At 51.4% G+C, this 18,298-nt stretch carries 16 protein-coding genes; 6 read left to right on the top strand and 10 right to left on the bottom strand.

The genetic code is table 11. The annotated features are described in order from the left end of the window. Positions 1 to 25 precede the first annotated feature (25 nt). Both yajL and panE read right to left on the bottom strand, forming a co-directional pair. Positions 26 to 619, bottom strand: a complete 594-nt coding sequence (yajL, locus tag AC07RN_RS05220; RefSeq protein WP_478335752.1) for a protein deglycase YajL — start codon at positions 617 to 619, stop codon at positions 26 to 28. After that, complete coding sequence (panE, locus tag AC07RN_RS05215) at positions 582 to 1,493, bottom strand: 2-dehydropantoate 2-reductase (protein ID WP_478335751.1); 912 nt, start codon at positions 1,491 to 1,493, stop codon at positions 582 to 584. The genes yajL and panE overlap by 38 nt, the downstream gene beginning before the upstream one ends. Before the next feature lie 192 nt (positions 1,494 to 1,685). On the opposite strand from panE, the gene AC07RN_RS05210 reads away from it, so the two are divergent. Further along, complete coding sequence (locus AC07RN_RS05210) at positions 1,686 to 2,177, top strand: YajQ family cyclic di-GMP-binding protein (protein WP_012016298.1); 492 nt, start codon at positions 1,686 to 1,688, stop codon at positions 2,175 to 2,177. Between the two features lie 31 nt (positions 2,178 to 2,208). On the opposite strand, the gene AC07RN_RS05205 is transcribed toward AC07RN_RS05210, so the two are convergent. From AC07RN_RS05205 to AC07RN_RS05170, 8 genes are all read right to left on the bottom strand, one after another. Beyond that, the gene (locus AC07RN_RS05205) at positions 2,209 to 3,570 is read right to left on the bottom strand and encodes an MFS transporter (RefSeq protein ID WP_478335750.1); all 1,362 of its coding nucleotides are present in this window, start codon (positions 3,568 to 3,570) and stop codon (positions 2,209 to 2,211) included. A gap of 203 nt (positions 3,571 to 3,773) precedes the next feature. Then, on the bottom strand, positions 3,774 to 4,661 hold the full coding sequence (cyoE, locus tag AC07RN_RS05200) for a heme o synthase (protein WP_059177890.1): 888 nt from the start codon (positions 4,659 to 4,661) through the stop codon (positions 3,774 to 3,776). 11 nt (positions 4,662 to 4,672) lie between these two features. After that, on the bottom strand, positions 4,673 to 4,999 hold the full coding sequence (locus AC07RN_RS05195; RefSeq protein WP_478335749.1) for a cytochrome o ubiquinol oxidase subunit IV: 327 nt from the start codon (positions 4,997 to 4,999) through the stop codon (positions 4,673 to 4,675). Next, a complete protein-coding gene (locus tag AC07RN_RS05190; protein WP_012016302.1) occupies positions 4,999 to 5,613 on the bottom strand; it encodes a cytochrome o ubiquinol oxidase subunit III in 615 nt (204 codons plus the stop codon). Before AC07RN_RS05190 ends, AC07RN_RS05195 begins: the two co-directional genes overlap by 1 nt. Next, entirely contained in the window at positions 5,603 to 7,594 is a 1,992-nt protein-coding gene (gene cyoB / locus AC07RN_RS05185; RefSeq protein WP_012016303.1) for a cytochrome o ubiquinol oxidase subunit I, read from the bottom strand. The genes AC07RN_RS05190 and cyoB overlap by 11 nt, the downstream gene beginning before the upstream one ends. A gap of 16 nt (positions 7,595 to 7,610) precedes the next feature. Next, the gene (gene cyoA / locus AC07RN_RS05180; protein WP_478335748.1) at positions 7,611 to 8,558 is read right to left on the bottom strand and encodes a cytochrome o ubiquinol oxidase subunit II; all 948 of its coding nucleotides are present in this window, start codon (positions 8,556 to 8,558) and stop codon (positions 7,611 to 7,613) included. Positions 8,559 to 9,037: 479 nt separating this feature from the next. Then, positions 9,038 to 10,513 (bottom strand): muropeptide MFS transporter AmpG, encoded by a 1,476-nt coding sequence (ampG, locus tag AC07RN_RS05175; protein ID WP_478335747.1) that lies wholly within the window; start codon positions 10,511 to 10,513, stop codon positions 9,038 to 9,040. A gap of 46 nt (positions 10,514 to 10,559) precedes the next feature. Further along, positions 10,560 to 11,138, bottom strand: coding sequence for a lipoprotein (locus AC07RN_RS05170; RefSeq protein WP_478335746.1), 579 nt, complete (start codon positions 11,136 to 11,138; stop codon positions 10,560 to 10,562). A 305-nt stretch (positions 11,139 to 11,443) separates the two neighbouring features. On the opposite strand from AC07RN_RS05170, the gene bolA reads away from it, so the two are divergent. From bolA to lon, 5 genes are all read left to right on the top strand, one after another. Then, entirely contained in the window at positions 11,444 to 11,761 is a 318-nt protein-coding gene (bolA, locus tag AC07RN_RS05165) for a transcriptional regulator BolA (RefSeq protein WP_012016307.1), read from the top strand. 332 nt (positions 11,762 to 12,093) lie between these two features. Further along, the gene (tig, locus tag AC07RN_RS05160; protein ID WP_012016308.1) at positions 12,094 to 13,392 is read left to right on the top strand and encodes a trigger factor; all 1,299 of its coding nucleotides are present in this window, start codon (positions 12,094 to 12,096) and stop codon (positions 13,390 to 13,392) included. 259 nt (positions 13,393 to 13,651) lie between these two features. After that, a complete protein-coding gene (gene clpP / locus AC07RN_RS05155; protein WP_012016309.1) occupies positions 13,652 to 14,275 on the top strand; it encodes an ATP-dependent Clp endopeptidase proteolytic subunit ClpP in 624 nt (207 codons plus the stop codon). 127 nt (positions 14,276 to 14,402) lie between these two features. Beyond that, on the top strand, positions 14,403 to 15,677 hold the full coding sequence (gene clpX / locus AC07RN_RS05150) for an ATP-dependent protease ATP-binding subunit ClpX (protein WP_012016310.1): 1,275 nt from the start codon (positions 14,403 to 14,405) through the stop codon (positions 15,675 to 15,677). Positions 15,678 to 15,860: 183 nt separating this feature from the next. Then, on the top strand, positions 15,861 to 18,215 hold the full coding sequence (gene lon / locus AC07RN_RS05145; protein WP_478335745.1) for an endopeptidase La: 2,355 nt from the start codon (positions 15,861 to 15,863) through the stop codon (positions 18,213 to 18,215). Positions 18,216 to 18,298: the final 83 nt, after the last annotated feature.

Here is an 18,298-nt window from a genome sequence, read left to right as displayed (position 1 = left end):
TTGTTTTTCTGACTGGCGAAATTCATCACGAGCCGTAGTAATTATAAATTCCCGCAGCGATCACCAGGGATGACGCCACCTCGTGCGCTTTTTCACGCCCCACTACCAGGTCGATAATCTTGAGCGCAAAATCAATCGACGTGCCAGGACCCTGGCTGGTCAGCAGGTTAACGCGGGGATCCCATACAACGCGTTTATCCACCCACTGTTCTTCCGGAATCTGGTCTTTGAGCGTCGGGAAACCGGTCATATTCCCGACTGGGAAGAGCTGATGCGGCACCAGCACGGTTGCGGCCGAAGCGCAAATAGCGGCCACAATTCGGCCCGACAGGTGAAATTGTCTGACTGTTTCAACCAGCAGCGGACTGTCACGGAAACACTCTGCGCCTTGCAGTCCGCCAGGCAGCACAATCACGTCGTAGTCACCATCTGCCACTTCGACCAGCGGGGCATCCGCCAAAATCTTTACGCCGCGTGAGCAGGTGATGGTCAGATTGCCATCGCTGGCGACGCTTGCCGTTGTGACGGCAATTCCTGCGCGAACCAGTAAATCAATCGTGGTTACTGCCTCTGTTTCTTCGCTACCAGGGGCGAGGCAAATCAGTGCCGACGCGCTCATACTCACTCTCCTTACGTTTAACCATGTCATACAGGCGGATATTTTCCGGCACGCTGATGCCGTGTGCGCGGGCGCGTTTAAGCAGGTAACCTGTGATGTAGTCGATCTCCGTGTGCCGCAATGCGCGAACGTCCTGCAGCATTGACGAGATGTTCTCAGCCGTACTGTCGATGACCTGCTCGACGTAATAGCGAACGTCTTCTGCCGAGGTATGGATGCCTTCTCGCTCCATTACGGCGGCGACCTCAGCGCAAAGCGCTGCCACCTCCTCAGGATGGTTTTTAAGCTCGCCGTTTGGACAATCCCACAGCGCGGTAAGCGGATTAATCACGCAGCTGACCGCCAGCTTGCGCCACACTTGCGGGCGGATTGTGTTGTACCAGGCCACATCTGGAAGCACATTCTGCAGAACGTCCGCCAGATAACTGTAATCGCCATTCTGCTCGCGAGCCGGCCCCATATGCGTCACGCCGCTAGCGACGTGAACAATGATGTTGCCATCGCGCCGCGCCGCGTGGGTGGTAATGGCCATCAGCAGTGGCTGAGGAATGTTTTTAAGCTCATCAATCGTGCCCATGCCGTTATGCAAGAGCAAAATGGGCGTGGTGTGAGGAAGCGTTGCACTGAGCGCTTTTACCGCGTCCGACACCTGCCACGCTTTTAACGTCACCAGCAGAAGATCGCTTAGTGCCAGAAAATCGGGATCGTTAGCGATGAGAGACTCGTTGAAAATACTCCCGTCTTCACCAATCAGATTTACACTGCAATACGGTTGCGGCACACGTAGCCAACCTTGTACCTCATGTCCATGTTTGCACAGTGCGGTAAGCCAAAGTTGTCCCAAGGCCCCGCATCCGAGCACAGTAATTTTCATTGTTCCTCCTCACCTGCAACTGCGCCAGGTGTTACAGCCTAAGTATAGCGTTGTCAGCTAAGCTTCTATTCAGTCAACCCGCTCATACTTCAAGTTGCATGGCCGTTGGCCTTCCTTTAACTCGAATTATTTGGGGTAAATGTCTCGTTGCGGGTATTATGCAACGCAACAAAAGTGAAGGGAGAAGAAAAGATGCCATCTTTCGATATTGTTTCAGAAGTTGATATCCAGGAAGTGCGTAACGCGGTGGATAACGCAAGCCGCGAACTCGAGACGCGTTTTGATTTTCGCGGTGTTGAAGCGACTTTTGAGCTGAACGACGCAAATAAGACAATTAAGGTGCTGAGTGAATCTGATTTCCAGGTGAATCAGTTACTCGACATCTTACGCGCGAAGCTGTTAAAGCGCGGCATTGAGGGCGCGTCTCTTGATGTACCTGAAGAGTTCGTGCACAGCGGCAAAACCTGGTTCGTTGAAGCGAAACTGAAGCAGGGTATTGAGAGCGCGATGCAGAAGAAAATCGTTAAACTCATCAAAGACAGCAAGCTAAAGGTGCAGTCGCAAATTCAGGGTGAAGAGATTCGTGTGACCGGTAAATCCCGTGACGACCTGCAGGGTGCGATGGCGCTGGTGCGTGGTGGCGATTTGGGGCAACCGTTCCAGTTTAAAAACTTCCGCGATTAAGATGAAAATGCCCGGCAAGCCGGGCATTTTTTTAGGCCTTTATCGCCTGCTCCACTTCAAAGCGGTTTGTCACTTTGCTGTCGATTTTGACATACGCGCTGCGCTCTTCCGGGACAAGCAGCACTTCGCTAATACCCTCTTTTGTCTCCAGTCGCTGTTTCAGCGCGTCACTAATATCGACGCCTTCCGGGATCTCGATTCGCAAGCTGCTGACGTAGCGCGGTTCTTTCATGGTGCTGGCAACCAGCAGCCAAGCCATCGCTAACAGCGCACCGGCAAGAAATACCGTCTGCGAATCAAAGAAGCCATCGATCCAACCGCCCAGCGAACCGCCAATGGCGACGCCGAGAAACTGGCTGGTGGAGTAAATCCCCATCGCCGTACCTTTGTAGCCCGCGGGAGACTCTTTACTGATAAGCGAGGGCAGCAGGGCTTCCATGAGGTTAAAGGCGAGGAAGAAAATCTGCACGCCGATGACCAGTTCCCAGAAGTGCGGACCGGATCCCCAGAGCACGATTTCGGCAATCAGGAGCAGCGCGACACACGTCAGGAACACGCGCTTCATGCGTCGTTTTACTTCGGCGTAAATAATGAAAGGCACGACGGAGACGAAAGAGATGAGCATCGTCACCAGATAAACTTTCCAATGTTCAGCAGCGGGGAATCCTGCTGCCGCCAACTGCCCGGGCAGGGCCACGAACGTGGACATCAGCAGAATGTGCAGACACATAATGCCAAAGTTGAGTTTAAGCAGGCGCGGCTCAACAAGCACTTTGCTAAAGCAGCCTTTCACCATGCCTGATTCACGGTTCAGCACATGATTTTTGCTGTCCGGCACCACCCAAATCGTTAGCGCAATCCCGATGGTGGCTAAAACGGCAATCATCCAGAACAGTGCGTTCAGCCCCAGTTTATGGGTAATGACAGGGCCAAGCACCATGGCGATGGCAAAGGTCACGCCAAAACTGACGCCGATAAAGGCCATCGCTTTGGTACGGTTCTGCTCACGCGTTAAATCGGAAAGCAGCGCCATGACGGCGGCGGCAATAGCCCCAGAGCCTTGCAGCGCACGCCCAAGAATGATGCCCCAAATGGAGTGCGACAGCGCGGCAATGATGCTGCCGATAACAAAGATAATCAGTCCGCCCACGATCAGCGGCTTACGGCCCACGCGATCGGAAAGCAGCCCGAATGGAATTTGGAAAATAGCCTGCGCGAGACCGTAAATACCGATCGCCAGACCAATCAACGCTTCGCTGGCCCCCTGAAGTGCCATTCCGTAAGTGGTCAGAACCGGCAGGACCATAAACATGCCAAGCATACGCAGCGAGAAAACAGTCCCTAAGCCCCAGGTCGCGCGCAATTCGCCTGGCGTCATTTTATAATCGTTCATTACCACCTCAGTTCAAAAGCAGGCACTAGTGTAGTGTGGGGAAGGGGCGGGGACAACAAAGGGTTATTTAACAAATATTACCCCCGTCATACTTCAAGCAGCAGGCGCGTTGGCTGCGCGCATTTAGGGAATGCATGCATAATTAATGGATTCGATGAATGAAAAAGGGTGCCGAAGCACCCTTTTATGACCTGACCGATGTCTTACCAGACGTAAGTCAGCAAGCTATGTGAATCCGGCACCATAAAGTCTACGGACATCATCACGGATAACGAGGTGATCGCGACAATTGAGAACACAAACAGTTTGCGAGCCCAGACTTTATCGTCTTCCACTTTGTAACCGCGCAGCGCCATACCGAGCCACCAGACGCTCACCGCAGCCGCCACGACCAGATATTTGTATCCAGCGTAGCCACCCAGAGAGAGCATCAGCGTCGCCACGGCGAAAGCGATGATGTACAGCGTGATGTGGTTCTTGGCGACAGAGATGCCTTTCACGACCGGCAGAACCGGGATGTTCGCCGCCTGATAATCCTTAAAGCGGAAAATCGCAATGGCGTAAGAGTGCGGCATCTGCCACAGGCTAAAGATAGCCAGCAGGATGAGCGCACCACTGTCGAACTCATTCGTGACGGCGCAGTAGCCAATCACCGGCGGCGCAGCGCCGGAGAGAGAACCAATCAGCGTGCCATAGACGGAGTGACGTTTCATATACAGGCTGTAGACGCCCACATACACCACGAAACCCATCACCCCCAGCCAGCAGGCCAGAGGATTAGCGCCAAACCACAGCAGCATAAAGCCAGCAATACCCAGCAAGGTGGCGTACACCAGCGAGACGGTAGGGGACATCAGGCCTTTGACGAGCACCCGATTTTTGGTCCTTTCCATCTTCCTGTCGATATCCATGTCGATGTAGTTGTTAAATACACAACCGGACGCAACCACCAGTGATACCCCGACCAACGTCGATGCAAAGAGGGTGTAATCGATGCTGCCCTTGGAGGCCAGCAGGAACCCTCCGATCACGGAGATGAGGTTACCAAAGATGATGCCTGGTTTTGTGACTTGCAGGTATTGCTTAAACATACTCGCCGCTCTTAGTGAACCATCATGTTGTAGTTGAGGTTCCACATAATCCAGATGGAACCGACTACCAGGATAGCGATGATAATCACGGTAAAGACAAAGGCCGTCATGTTCCAGCCTTCATCGGATTTGGTGTTCATGTGCAGGAAGCAAACCAGATGCACCAGAATCTGAATCACGGCGGTAACCAGGACAACGCCCAGAAGTACCGGCTTAGAAGCAGAACCGCTCATCACCATCCAGAACGGAATGACCGTCAGGATGATCGACAGGATAAAACCTGTCATGTAGGTTTTGACGCTACCGTGGGAAGCGCCATGATCGTTTGAATGACTCATTACATCGCCCCCATCAGATAGACAACCGAGAACACACAGATCCACACAACGTCCAGGAAGTGCCAGAACAAGCTCAGGCACATGATACGCGTGCGGTTAGTATTGGTCAGGCCACGACGATAAACCTGGAACATCAGCACCGCCATCCAGATCAAACCAGATGTCACGTGCAGACCGTGAGTCCCTACCAATGCGAAGAACGCTGACAGGAAACCACTGCGATCCGGGCCAAAGCCTTCAGCAATCAGGTGATGGAATTCATAGATTTCCATCCCGATAAATCCAGCACCAAACAGCCAGGTCAACGCCAGCCAGGAGATAACCTGGCTCTTGTTGTTTTTGTACATGGCGATAGCCGCCATGCCGTAGGTGATGGAACTGAACAGCAGCAGACCTGTTTCAACCAGAACGAACGGCAGTTCGAAAATGTCTTTACCGGTCGGGCCGCCAGCCGTGCCGTTCACCAGAACGGCATAGGTCGCGAACAGACAGCAGAACAGAATGCAGTCGCTCATCAGGTAGATCCAGAAACCGAAGACTTTCATCGGTCCTGTATCGTGGTGCGCGTGTTCATGCGCATGGGCAGTTGAGTGCGCCAAAGTATCAGTTGCCATTTTTCAGCCCCGCTTTAGAAATCTCGTCGAAATGCTGGTTTTCCAGTTTTTCAACTTCACGGACTGGTACGTAGTAGTCCACGTCCTCGTCAAAGCTCTTCACAATCCAGCTGATGATCACGCCAGCAAAGCCAACGATCGCCAGCCACCAGATGTGCCAGATCATGGCGAAGCCAAATACCGTTGCGAAGGCAGCAATAACAATACCTGCACCGCTGTTTTTCGGCATGTGGATCTCTTCGTAATGCTCAGGTTGCTTGTACGCTTCGCCTTTTTCTTTCATTTCCCAGAATGCGTCACGCTCGTGAATCTGCGGCACAATGGCAAAGTTATAGAACGGAGGCGGAGAAGACGTTGCCCACTCCAGCGTACGACCACCCCACGGGTCACCGGTCAGGTCACGGTTCTGCTCGCGGTCGCGAATAGAAACGTAGAACTGAATCAGCTGACACGCGATACCGCAAGCAATCAGCACCGCACCACAGGCTGCGATTACCAGCATTGGGTGGAACTGCGGATCAATCTGCTGGCTCAGGCGACGGGTCATGCCCATGAAGCCCAGCACATACAGCGGCATAAATGCGACGAAGAAGCCGATGATCCAGAGCCAGAATGCGCGTTTGCCCCAGGTTTCGTTCAGCGTGTAGCCAAACGCTTTAGGCCACCAGTACGTTACACCTGCGAAGCAGCCGAAGACGACGCCGCCGATGATCACGTTATGGAAGTGCGCAATCAGGAACAAACTGTTGTGCAGAACGAAGTCAGCACCTGGCACCGCCAGCAGTACGCCGGTCATCCCACCTACAGAGAAGGTGACAATGAAGCCAATGGTCCACAGCATTGCTGAGTGGAACACGATACGGCCCTGATACATGGTGAACAACCAGTTGAAGATCTTCACCCCTGTCGGGATGGCGATAATCATCGTTGTAATACCGAAGAAGGCGTTTACGTTCGCGCCTGCACCCATAGTGAAGAAGTGGTGCAGCCAAACGATGAACGACAGAACGGTAATACACACGGTTGCCCACACCAGCGAGGTGTAACCAAACAGGCGCTTACGCGAGAAGGTCGCGGCGATTTCGGAGAACACACCGAAGACCGGCAGAACCAGGATGTACACTTCAGGGTGACCCCATGCCCAAATCAGGTTGATGTACATCATCATGTTGCCGCCCATATCATTGGTGAAGAAATGGGTGCCCAGATAACGATCCAGGGTGAGCAACGCGACGGTGACAGTCAAGATTGGGAATGACGCAATAATCAGGATGTTTGCGCACAGAGATGCCCAGGTAAATACCGGCATCTTGAACATCGTCATGCCAGGGGCACGCATCTTGATAATGGTCACAAAGAAGTTAATACCGGTCAGGGTCGTACCGATACCGGAGAGCTGAATCGCCCATATCCAGTAATCGACGCCAACGCCAGGACTGTATTCAATTCCCGAAAGCGGCGGATAAGCCAGCCAACCCGTCTGCGCGAATTCACCCACGCCCAGAGACAAGTTAACCAGGATTACACCGACAACCGTGAACCAGAAGCTCAGGTTGTTCAGGAACGGATACGCAACGTCACGTGCGCCAATCTGCAGCGGAACGACAACGTTCATCAGACCGATAACCAGCGGCATCGCCACGAAGAAGATCATAATCACGCCATGCGCGGTAAAGATCTGGTCGTAGTGGTGCGGTGGCAAGAAGCCCGCTTCACCCGCAGAGGCAAGCACCTGCTGGCTACGCATCATGATCGCATCGGCAAAGCCACGAATTAACATGACGATACCGACGATGCAGTACATGATGCCGAGTTTTTTGTGGTCAACCGAGGTCAGCCACTCATTCCACAGGTAGCTCCACTTACCAAAGTAAGTGATCAGGCCCAGTAAGGCCGCGCCGCCAATGATAATTGCAGCGATCGTAACCACGATAATAGGCTCATGGTACGGCACCGCATCCAGTGTCAATTTTCCGAACATTTTCTTCCTCGGCCCCTTAGTGAGAGGTTTCCGCGTGGCTCATGTCCATGCCTTCCATACCTTCGTGCGAGCTGTGCTCACCTTCTGGTTGGGTCACGTTCATGCTCTTGCCGTGGTCCATAAATTTGCCAATAACGTCTTTGAACAAATCTGGTTTCACGTTAGAGAAGTACTCCACCTTGTTGTATTCGCTAGGTGTTGCCACTTTATCGAATGCCGCCATGTCAGACATGGTGCTGGTAGACTGCTTCGCTTTTTCAACCCACTGGTCGAAAGCGGCACGGTCCGGCGTAGCGATAGCTTTGAACTTCATACCTGAGAAGCCCGGGCCACTATAGCTGGCGGAGATACCATCGTAGGTGCCTGCTTCATTCGCGATCAGATGCAAATTAGTCTGCATGCCGGCCATCGCGTAAATCTGGCTGCCCAGACGCGGAATAAAGAAGGAGTTCATCACGGAGTTAGACGTCACTTTGAACTGAACCGGAGTGTTCGCCGGGAAGGCGATTTCATTCACGGTAGCAATACCCTGTTCCGGATAGATGAAGAACCATTTCCAGTCCATGGAGACCACTTCAATGGTAATCGGTTTTTCATCGTGAACCAGTGGTTTGCTCGGCTCAAGCGCGTGAGTGGTTTTCCAGGTCAGTACGGCCAGGAACAGGATGATCAGAATAGGCACCGTCCAGACCACAGCTTCCACTTTATTGGAGTGCGACCAGTTAGGGCTATACTTCGCATCTTTATTGCTTGCACGGTACTTCCAGGCGAAACCTACTGCCATCAAAATGGCAGGAATGACGACAATCATCATCAGGCCAAAAGCCGTCAGAATCAGTGAACGTTGTTCCAGTCCAATCTGTCCTTTGGGGTCAAGAAGCGCAGAATCACAGCCACTGAGTAATACAGTGCCTGCAAATAACGACAACCATCCCAAACTTTTATTGTATTTCCTAAGTGTCATTTAACGACCTCAATTCCACGGGGACCTTGGTGGCGTTTAAAGTGTGGGGGCATTTTACGGGAAGGTTACATTACTGTAAACATCATTAGCCCTGTGTCAGGAAGGTGTTACCGGGTTCTGCCGCACATGTCACATGTGTTGCAAATTATGTCTAATTTTAAGACAAAAGCCGCATGAGACGGGAGTTATAACTAATGGAGTCTCAAGGATACCCTAAAAGGGGCAATTGGTATAACCATTGCTGGAAATATACAATTAATTAACAATAAAGCACCAATTGAGAGACAATTAAAATACGGGAATTTAATCTTTTGGATGCTGAATCGGTTAATGAAAAATGAGCGCTTGTTCAGCTTTCCAGTAATTTCCGGAAACTATCCCGCACAAAACAACAAATATTTTTTTCGTCAGACGTGGTTATTTCTCCGTTATAATTTCGAGCCGTGATTACAACGGGAAATAACTGTCGGGAGTATTTTTTAGGTCATCTGCGTTTTACGTAGCGCCATAAAATCAAGGACACCGCCGGTAACGATTCCTGACACCGCGAGCAGAGCACCGATATCCAGCAAAAGCGCTTCAAACGGCACTTCGAGCGTCGTTGTTGCACTGATGATAAGCACTATCAGCCACAGGGTGAGTAGCAGGCAACCCGCCATCAATAAACGCAGAGCAAACCGGTAGGCAGAGTGATATTCCGTGCGAGGCATAAAATGTTCAGTCTTCTGGGTATATTCCAGAGTCTGCCGACAAACTAATAAAAGAAGTATCCCTGGCACTGCGGCAATGACGGAGAAGAGATAGAACGTTGACCAGCCATGCGCTTCAACAAACCAGCCCGCAATCGGACCCACATAAACGCGGCCCACGGCAGATAGGGCAGAGAGGAGCGCAAACTGGGTGGCAGAAAAGGACTTATTGCAGAGTGTCATGAGAAGCGCCACGAACGCTGCCGTCCCCATCCCGCCGCATAAGTTTTCGAAGAACACCGCGGTTGCCATACTGATCATGTGTTTATCAGTTATGGCTAGCAGCCAATAGCCCGCGTTGGAAATGCCCTGCAAAATGCCGAAGATGAGCAGCGCGCGGAACAGCGTCAGACGCTGCATCAGCACGCCGCCGTAAAGCGCGCCGACAATCGTCGCCAGCAGCCCCAGTGATTTATTGACCACACCCACTTCACCCGCATCAAATCCGACACCACGAATCAGGAATGTGGTGGTCAGGCTCATGGCAAAGGCGTCACCAAGCTTATAAAGGACGATCAGCAGTAAAATCAGCCAGGCGTTGTTGCGGCCAAAGAAATCTTTCAGCGGTTCTGCAACGGCTTGCTCTAACGATCGCGGAACAGGAATGACATCGCTGGGTTCAGGCGCAAATATGGTGGCGATAATGCAGGGGATTAACAGCACGGCCATCAGCCAGTACATACCTTGCCAGCCGAGATATCGGTCGGCCAGCCACAGCGCTAATCCGCCGGAGACGAGCATTCCCAGACGATAGCCCAGGACGCTGATCGCCGCACCGGCACCGCGTTCTTCGGCAGGTAAAACATCCGTTTTCCAGGCGTCAAATACGATATCTTGCGAGGCTGAACAAAAGGCAATAACGACCGCCAACGCCGCCATCCAGCGCAACTGCGTGGAAGGCTCCAGGAACCCCATCGCAGCGATGGCCAGCAGCAGCATAACCTGCGTCATGATTAACCAGCCGCGGCGGCGACCCAGAAACGGCGGAGTGTAACGGTCCATCACTGGCGACCACAAGAACTTAAAGACGTAAGCCTGACCGACGAGAGAGAAAAAACCGATGGTTTTAAGATCGATATTCTCCACGGTCATCCATGCCTGAAGCGTGCCGGAAGTGAGGGCGAGCGGTAAACCGGAGGCAAAACCGAGAATCAGCAGAATGGCTGATTTAGGTTGCTGGAAAATGCGTAAGTAATTATTGGGCATGAGTAGACAGAACTGACCCGACGGAACGCCGGGTCAGTGTGCAGAATTAACGTGCGTTCTGCTTGATGAAATCGTGAATGCTGGTGTCCTGTGCCATATCGGCGATGGTATCGGTCAGCACGCTGTTCACCGCGTCAGCAATATTCTTGTTGGTGGCCTGGAAAGCGCCTTCAACAGAGTAGCTAGCACGGTAGTTTTTGTTCATTTTGTTGCCGTTCTTCGCGGTGGCGATGATGGCGATATCGGCCTTCGTGGCGATGTTGTAGCGCACGTTGCCCTGAGAGACATCTGCGTACAGGTTGTTCACGATGATTTGCAGGTCAACGGCACCGCTTGGGCCAACCATGTAACCGCGAGAGGTCATTTGCTTCTCAAGCACTTCCTGCAGCAGGAAGCGCAGGTCACGAGAGGCTGTCAGCGTAACTTGCTGGTTGTCGCGAGTGACTTTTGCCAGCGCTTGATCCTGACGCTGATCGGCACCGTTAATACTTACGGTTACGCCCATCAGGCTAGGGTCTTGCTGCGGCAGGGTAATTTTTGGGGATACATCAATAGTCGTCGGTGGTGTTGCACAACCAGCCAACATAAAGAGTGCTACCAACGGAAAGAAGAGTTTTTTTAACATTTCAGGTTCTCAACGGATCGTAAGCATAGTAAAGAGGAAATTGCCGCCATCATAACATCGCAATCGGCAAGGGGAAGTGGTCAACGCATGTAAATTCATCGCCTTGTCTGAAATATGACCACCCTATGTCCTTTCTTATGCTCATTCGAGACAAAACGTATGAGCAACACAGTTAACTTCATCCGTTTGACTGAGAAAATCAGACGAAAGCTAAATATTTGTTGCCTTGATGTAATGGAAGCGGTAAAAGCGGCTAACATTTAAAGGGATGGGTGACATATCAGCGTTGTCGGAGGAGTAATTTCATGATGATACGTGAACAGATCGAAGAAAAACTAAGGACAGCGTTTAATCCCGTGTTTCTCGAAGTCGTCGACGAGAGCTACCGTCATAATGTACCGGCTGGTTCTGAGAGTCATTTCAAAGTGGTGCTTGTGAGCGATCGCTTCGCTGGCGAACGTTTTCTCAATCGTCACCGTATGATTTACGGGACATTGACGGAAGAGCTTTCCACTACCGTGCATGCGCTAGCGTTGCATACCTACACCATTAAGGAGTGGGAAGGGTTGCAGGATACCATATTCGCCTCTCCGCCTTGTCGAGGCGCGGGAAGCATCGCTTAATAAATCCTGGTTGCAACGGCGGGAGTTTTTCCAGTATGTTGCATGCAGAATGATATCAAGACGGCCTGCGGGCCGTTTTGTTTTGTCTGCGTTTTGAGCGTGTGGGGCGGATTTTAGGCCAAAAATAGCCTTAAATTGTGAAAAAAGCCGCAGGAAGATACCCCAACCGTTCTCGACTCACCTATGTGATGCCGCTATAATGCCGCGTCTTAATGAATGTCTTCGGGATGATTCTGGCGACAGGGAATGTGAATCTGCTAATAGTGAGCATCCCGGGATTGCGAGACAAATTCAGAGTTGACCGAGCACCGTGATTTTTTTGAGGTAACAAGATGCAAGTTTCAGTTGAAACCACTCAAGGCCTTGGCCGCCGTGTAACGATTACTATCGCTGCTGACAGCATCGAAACTGCTGTGAAAAGCGAGCTGGTCAACGTAGCAAAAAAGGTACGTATTGACGGCTTCCGTAAAGGTAAAGTACCGATGAACGTTGTAGCTCAGCGTTATGGCGCGTCTGTACGCCAGGACGTGCTGGGCGAGCTGATGAGCCGCAACTTCATTGATGCCATCATCAAAGAAAAAATCAATCCAGCTGGCGCACCTAACTACGTTCCAGGCGAATACAAGCAGGGCGAAGACTTCACCTACTCCGTAGAGTTCGAAGTGTACCCAGAAGTTGAGCTGAAAGGTCTGGAAACGATCGAAGTTGAAAAACCGGTTGTTGAAGTAACCGATGCTGATGTTGATGGCATGCTGGACACCCTGCGCAAGCAGCAGGCGAACTGGAAAGACAAAGACGGCGCTGTTGACGCTGAAGACCGTGTTACCATCGATTTCTCCGGTTCTGTAGACGGTGAAGAGTTTGAAGGCGGCAAAGCGTCTGACTTCGTACTGGCGATGGGCCAGGGTCGTATGATCCCAGGCTTCGAAGAAGGTATCAAAGGCCACAAAGCGGGCGAAGAGTTCACTATCGACGTGACTTTCCCTGAAGAATACCACGCTGAAAACCTGAAAGGTAAAGCAGCGAAGTTCGTTATCAACCTGAAGAAAGTTGAAGAGCGCGAACTGCCAGAACTGACTGAAGAGTTCATCAAACGTTTCGGCGTTGAAGATGGTTCCGTTGCTGGTCTGCGTGCTGAAGTGCGTAAAAACATGGAACGCGAACTGAACGGCGCTGTGCGCAACCGCGTGAAATCTCAGGCTATTGACGGTCTGGTAAAAGCGAACGAAATCGACGTCCCTGCTGCACTGATCGACAGCGAAATCGACGTTCTGCGTCGTCAGGCTGCTCAGCGTTTCGGTGGCAACCAGCAGCAAGCGCTGGAACTTCCACGCGAACTGTTTGAAGAGCAGGCTAAACGCCGCGTTGTTGTTGGTCTGCTGTTGGGCGAAGTGATTCGTACCCACGAGCTGAAAGCTGACGATGAGCGCGTGAAAGGTCTGATCGAAGAAATGGCTTCAGCTTACGAAGATCCAAGCGAAGTTGTTCAGTTCTACGGCAGCAATAAAGAACTGATGGACAACATGCGCAACGTAGCGCTGGAAGAACAAGCTGTTGAAGCGGTTCTTGCGAAAGCTAAAGTTTCTGAAAAAGCGACTTCTTTCAACGAACTGATGAACCAGCAGGCGTAATTCTGCCCAAGCGGTTTAAAGTTTGAACAAAAACCCGTTGCCTTCCGGTGACGGGTTTTTTTATCGCTGTAATAGACCAGGAAGAGTGCTAAAACGCCCTTTCAGTGTTAGCGTAACAGCAAAATATTGTTATGCTTGAAATATGGCGCTGCCGTCCCCATAAGTGTGTAATCACGATGAATGAGACTGGCTGATAATCCGTCCATAAGGTTACAATCAGTACAGCAGGTATTTTCCAATTTTTATCCAGGAGACGGAAATGTCATACAATGGCGAACGAGATAACATTGCACCCCATATGGCTTTGGTGCCAATGGTTATCGAACAGACATCTCGCGGTGAACGTTCTTTTGATATCTATTCCCGTCTGCTCAAGGAGCGCGTCATTTTTCTGACTGGTCAGGTTGAAGACCACATGGCAAACCTGATCGTGGCGCAGATGCTGTTCCTGGAAGCGGAAAACCCGGAAAAAGACATTTACCTGTATATTAACTCTCCGGGCGGCGTCATTACTGCTGGGATGTCAATTTATGACACCATGCAGTTTATCAAGCCTGATGTCAGCACCATTTGTATGGGGCAGGCGGCATCCATGGGGGCGTTCTTGCTTACGGCAGGCGCTAAAGGTAAGCGATTCTGTTTGCCTAATTCCCGCGTGATGATTCACCAACCGCTGGGCGGATACCAGGGTCAGGCAACCGATATTGAAATTCATGCGCGTGAAATCCTGAAGGTAAAAGGGCGCATGAATGAACTTATGGCGCACCACACGGGTCAATCACTTGAGCAGATCGAGCGTGATACCGAGCGCGATCGCTTCCTCTCCGCATCAGAGGCAGTTGAGTACGGCTTAGTCGACTCCATTTTGACCCATCGTAATTGATGCCCACGGCGCGAGTGTGCCGCTATACTAAGGTAGGGCGGCACTTTGCTGAACAGCGACTTGCGTCCGAGAATGGCATTTGCGTCGTCATGTGCGGCACAAAGAACTTAAAAAGAGGTTTGGACTCATGACAGATAAACGCAAAGATGGTTCGGGCAAACTGCTGTATTGCTCTTTTTGCGGCAAAAGCCAGCATGAAGTGCGTAAATTGATTGCCGGACCGTCCGTGTATATCTGCGACGAATGTGTCGATTTATGTAACGACATCATCCGCGAAGAGATTAAAGAAGTAGCCCCGCACCGTGAGCGCAGCGCATTGCCGACTCCGCACGAGATTCGTCATCATCTTGATGATTACGTTATCGGCCAGGAACCGGCTAAGAAAGTGCTGGCTGTTGCGGTGTACAACCATTACAAACGTCTGCGCAATGGCGATACCAGCAATGGCGTTGAGCTGGGCAAAAGTAACATTTTGCTGATTGGCCCAACCGGTTCTGGTAAGACGCTGCTGGCTGAAACGCTGGCACGCCTGCTCGACGTTCCCTTTACCATGGCTGATGCTACCACGCTGACCGAAGCCGGTTATGTGGGTGAAGACGTTGAAAACATCATCCAGAAACTGCTCCAGAAGTGCGATTACGACGTGCAGAAAGCCCAGCGCGGTATCGTGTATATCGATGAGATCGACAAGATCTCCCGTAAATCCGATAACCCGTCAATCACCCGTGACGTTTCAGGTGAAGGCGTGCAGCAGGCCCTGCTGAAACTGATCGAAGGCACGGTTGCAGCGGTTCCGCCACAAGGTGGTCGTAAGCATCCGCAGCAGGAATTCTTGCAGGTGGATACCTCTAAGATCCTCTTCATTTGTGGCGGTGCGTTTGCCGGCCTGGATAAAGTCATTTCCCATCGTGTAGAAACCGGCTCTGGCATTGGTTTCGGCGCGACGGTGAAAGCGAAGTCTGAGAAAGCAAACGAAGGTGAGCTGCTGTCTCAGGTTGAGCCAGAAGATTTGATCAAATTCGGTCTGATTCCTGAGTTCATTGGTCGTCTGCCTGTTGTGGCAACGCTGAACGAACTGAGTGAAGATGCGCTGATTCAGATCCTGAAAGAGCCGAAAAACGCCCTGACCAAGCAGTATCAGGCGCTGTTTAACCTCGAAGGTGTTGATCTGGAATTCCGCGACGAAGCCCTGATTGCCATTGCTAAGAAAGCGATGATCCGTAAAACCGGTGCGCGTGGTCTGCGCTCTATTGTTGAAGCGGCGCTGCTGGACACCATGTACGATTTACCGTCCATGGAAGATGTCGAGAAAGTGGTTATCGATGAGGCCGTTATCAGTGGGCAAACCAAGCCGCTACTGATTTATGGCAAACCAGAAGCGCAACAGGCATCTGGCGAATAATTCACCAAATCATACAAGCAGTTAATCAAAAAGGGGGGATTTTATCTCCCCTTTTATTTTTCCGTATTCATAGCGTTGAATGTGTGGGAAACATCCCCATATACTGGTTACATGTTAATGGTTGTGTAAAGCACAGTTGCAGAACCAGTTTCCCTGGCGGACACTAAACTAAGAGAGAGCTCTATGAATCCTGAGCGTTCTGAACGCATTGAAATCCCCGTATTGCCGTTGCGCGATGTGGTGGTTTATCCGCACATGGTCATACCCTTATTTGTAGGGCGGGAAAAATCCATCCGTTGCCTTGAAGCTGCCATGGATCATGATAAAAAAATCATGCTGGTTGCGCAGAAAGAAGCATCAACGGATGAGCCGGGTGTTAACGATCTTTTCACCGTCGGGACCGTGGCCTCTATTTTACAAATGCTTAAGCTGCCTGACGGCACCGTTAAGGTGCTGGTAGAAGGCCTGCAGCGTGCGCGTATCACCACACTTTCTGACGATGGCGAACACTTCTCTGCTAAAGCGGAGTACCTTGAGTCGCCGCAGCTTGACGAGCGTGAGCAGGAAGTATTGGTGCGCACCGCGATTAGCCAGTTCGAAGGCTATATCAAGCTGAACAAGAAAATCCCACCAGAAGTGCTGACGTCGCTGAATAGCATCGACGATCCTGCGCGTCTGGCGGATACCATCGCAGCACATATGCCGTTAAAACTGGCAGACAAACAGTCAGTGTTAGAGATGTCCGACGTGAATGAACGTCTGGAATATCTGATGGCGATGATGGAATCCGAAATCGATCTGCTTCAGGTCGAGAAACGCATCCGTAACCGCGTTAAAAAGCAGATGGAGAAATCCCAGCGCGAGTACTATCTGAACGAGCAAATGAAAGCGATTCAGAAAGAACTCGGTGAAATGGATGATGCTCCTGATGAAAACGAAGCGCTGAAGCGCCGGATTGACGCGGCAAAAATGCCGAAAGAGGCAAAAGAGAAAGCTGAAGCAGAACTGCAGAAGCTTAAAATGATGTCTCCGATGTCAGCTGAAGCGACCGTTGTTCGTGGCTATATCGAATGGATGGTTCAGGTTCCGTGGAATGCGCGTAGCAAGGTTAAAAAAGACCTGCGCCAGGCGCAGGAAATCCTTGATACCGACCATTACGGGCTGGAGCGCGTCAAAGACCGTATTCTTGAGTATCTCGCGGTTCAAAGCCGTGTGAACAAGCTTAAAGGCCCGATTCTGTGCCTGGTCGGACCGCCGGGGGTGGGTAAAACCTCTCTGGGGCAGTCGATCGCCAAAGCGACCGGACGCAAATACATCCGTATGGCGCTGGGCGGCGTGCGTGACGAAGCTGAAATCCGCGGTCACCGTCGTACTTACATCGGCTCTATGCCGGGTAAACTGATCCAAAAAATGGCAAAAGTGGGCGTTAAAAACCCGCTGTTCCTGCTGGATGAGATCGACAAAATGTCTTCAGACATGCGTGGCGATCCGGCCTCAGCTCTGCTGGAAGTGTTAGATCCAGAACAGAACGTGGCATTTAGCGATCATTATCTGGAAGTTGACTACGATCTGAGTGATGTTATGTTCGTGGCAACGTCCAACTCCATGAACATTCCAGCACCGCTGCTGGATCGTATGGAAGTGATCCGTCTTTCCGGTTACACCGAAGATGAAAAGCTGAATATTGCTAAACGCCATCTGTTGTCTAAGCAGATTGAGCGTAACGCTCTGAAAGAAAATGAAATTACCGTCGACGATAGCGCGATTGTCAGCATTATTCGTTATTACACGCGTGAAGCGGGTGTGCGTAGCCTGGAACGTGAAATCTCTAAACTGTGTCGTAAGGCGGTTAAACAGCTGTTGCTGGATAAATCCCTGAAACATATCGAGATTAACGGCGACAATCTGCACGAGTATCTGGGCGTACAGCGCTTCGATTACGGCCGTGCGGACAATGAAAACCGCGTGGGTCAGGTCACTGGTCTGGCATGGACGGAAGTGGGCGGCGATTTGCTGACCATTGAAACCGCCTGTGTACCAGGCAAAGGAAAACTGACCTATACCGGTTCTCTCGGCGAAGTCATGCAGGAATCCATTCAGGCAGCGCTGACCGTGGTGCGTGCGCGTGCGGAAAAACTGGGTATTAATCCTGACTTTTACGAAAAGCGCGACATTCACGTTCACGTTCCGGAAGGCGCGACGCCGAAAGACGGTCCAAGCGCCGGTATCGCCATGTGTACAGCGCTGGTTTCTTGCCTGACGGGCAACCCTGTTCGCGCCGATGTGGCGATGACGGGTGAAATCACGCTGCGTGGTTTGGTGCTGCCGATCGGTGGTCTAAAAGAAAAACTGCTGGCTGCGCATCGCGGTGGTATCAAAACCGTATTGATTCCGCACGAGAACAAACGTGATCTGGAAGAGATTCCTGACAATGTTATTGCCGATCTGGATATTCATCCGGTGAAGCGTATTGAAGAGGTTTTGACCCTCGCATTGCAGAATGAGCCTTCAGGAATGCAGGTTGTGACCGCAAAATAGTGACCTCGCGCAAAGAGCGTCAATAAAAACAGGGCTGGTAGGTGAATTCGCACTTGCCAGCCTTTTTTTGTATAGCTAATTTA

Source organism: Lelliottia sp. GFLA7, assembly GCF_056490165.1.
Note: the sequence above shows the minus strand (reverse complement) of the source record. Positions and strands in the feature narration are given on the sequence as shown.

Coding starts and splice junctions, on each gene's coding strand:
- panE (WP_478335751.1), bottom strand. CDS start 1,493: ATGAAAATTACTGTGCTCGGATGCGGGGCCTTGGGACAACTTTGGCTT.
- cyoE (WP_059177890.1), bottom strand. CDS start 4,661: ATGTTTAAGCAATACCTGCAAGTCACAAAACCAGGCATCATCTTTGGT.
- AC07RN_RS05210 (WP_012016298.1), top strand. CDS start 1,686: ATGCCATCTTTCGATATTGTTTCAGAAGTTGATATCCAGGAAGTGCGT.
- AC07RN_RS05205 (WP_478335750.1), bottom strand. CDS start 3,570: ATGAACGATTATAAAATGACGCCAGGCGAATTGCGCGCGACCTGGGGC.
- bolA (WP_012016307.1), top strand. CDS start 11,444: ATGATGATACGTGAACAGATCGAAGAAAAACTAAGGACAGCGTTTAAT.
- cyoA (WP_478335748.1), bottom strand. CDS start 8,558: ATGACACTTAGGAAATACAATAAAAGTTTGGGATGGTTGTCGTTATTT.
- AC07RN_RS05190 (WP_012016302.1), bottom strand. CDS start 5,613: ATGGCAACTGATACTTTGGCGCACTCAACTGCCCATGCGCATGAACAC.
- clpX (WP_012016310.1), top strand. CDS start 14,403: ATGACAGATAAACGCAAAGATGGTTCGGGCAAACTGCTGTATTGCTCT.
- AC07RN_RS05170 (WP_478335746.1), bottom strand. CDS start 11,138: ATGTTAAAAAAACTCTTCTTTCCGTTGGTAGCACTCTTTATGTTGGCT.
- lon (WP_478335745.1), top strand. CDS start 15,861: ATGAATCCTGAGCGTTCTGAACGCATTGAAATCCCCGTATTGCCGTTG.
- tig (WP_012016308.1), top strand. CDS start 12,094: ATGCAAGTTTCAGTTGAAACCACTCAAGGCCTTGGCCGCCGTGTAACG.
- AC07RN_RS05195 (WP_478335749.1), bottom strand. CDS start 4,999: ATGAGTCATTCAAACGATCATGGCGCTTCCCACGGTAGCGTCAAAACC.
- ampG (WP_478335747.1), bottom strand. CDS start 10,513: ATGCCCAATAATTACTTACGCATTTTCCAGCAACCTAAATCAGCCATT.
- clpP (WP_012016309.1), top strand. CDS start 13,652: ATGTCATACAATGGCGAACGAGATAACATTGCACCCCATATGGCTTTG.
- yajL (WP_478335752.1), bottom strand. CDS start 619: ATGAGCGCGTCGGCACTGATTTGCCTCGCCCCTGGTAGCGAAGAAACA.
- cyoB (WP_012016303.1), bottom strand. CDS start 7,594: ATGTTCGGAAAATTGACACTGGATGCGGTGCCGTACCATGAGCCTATT.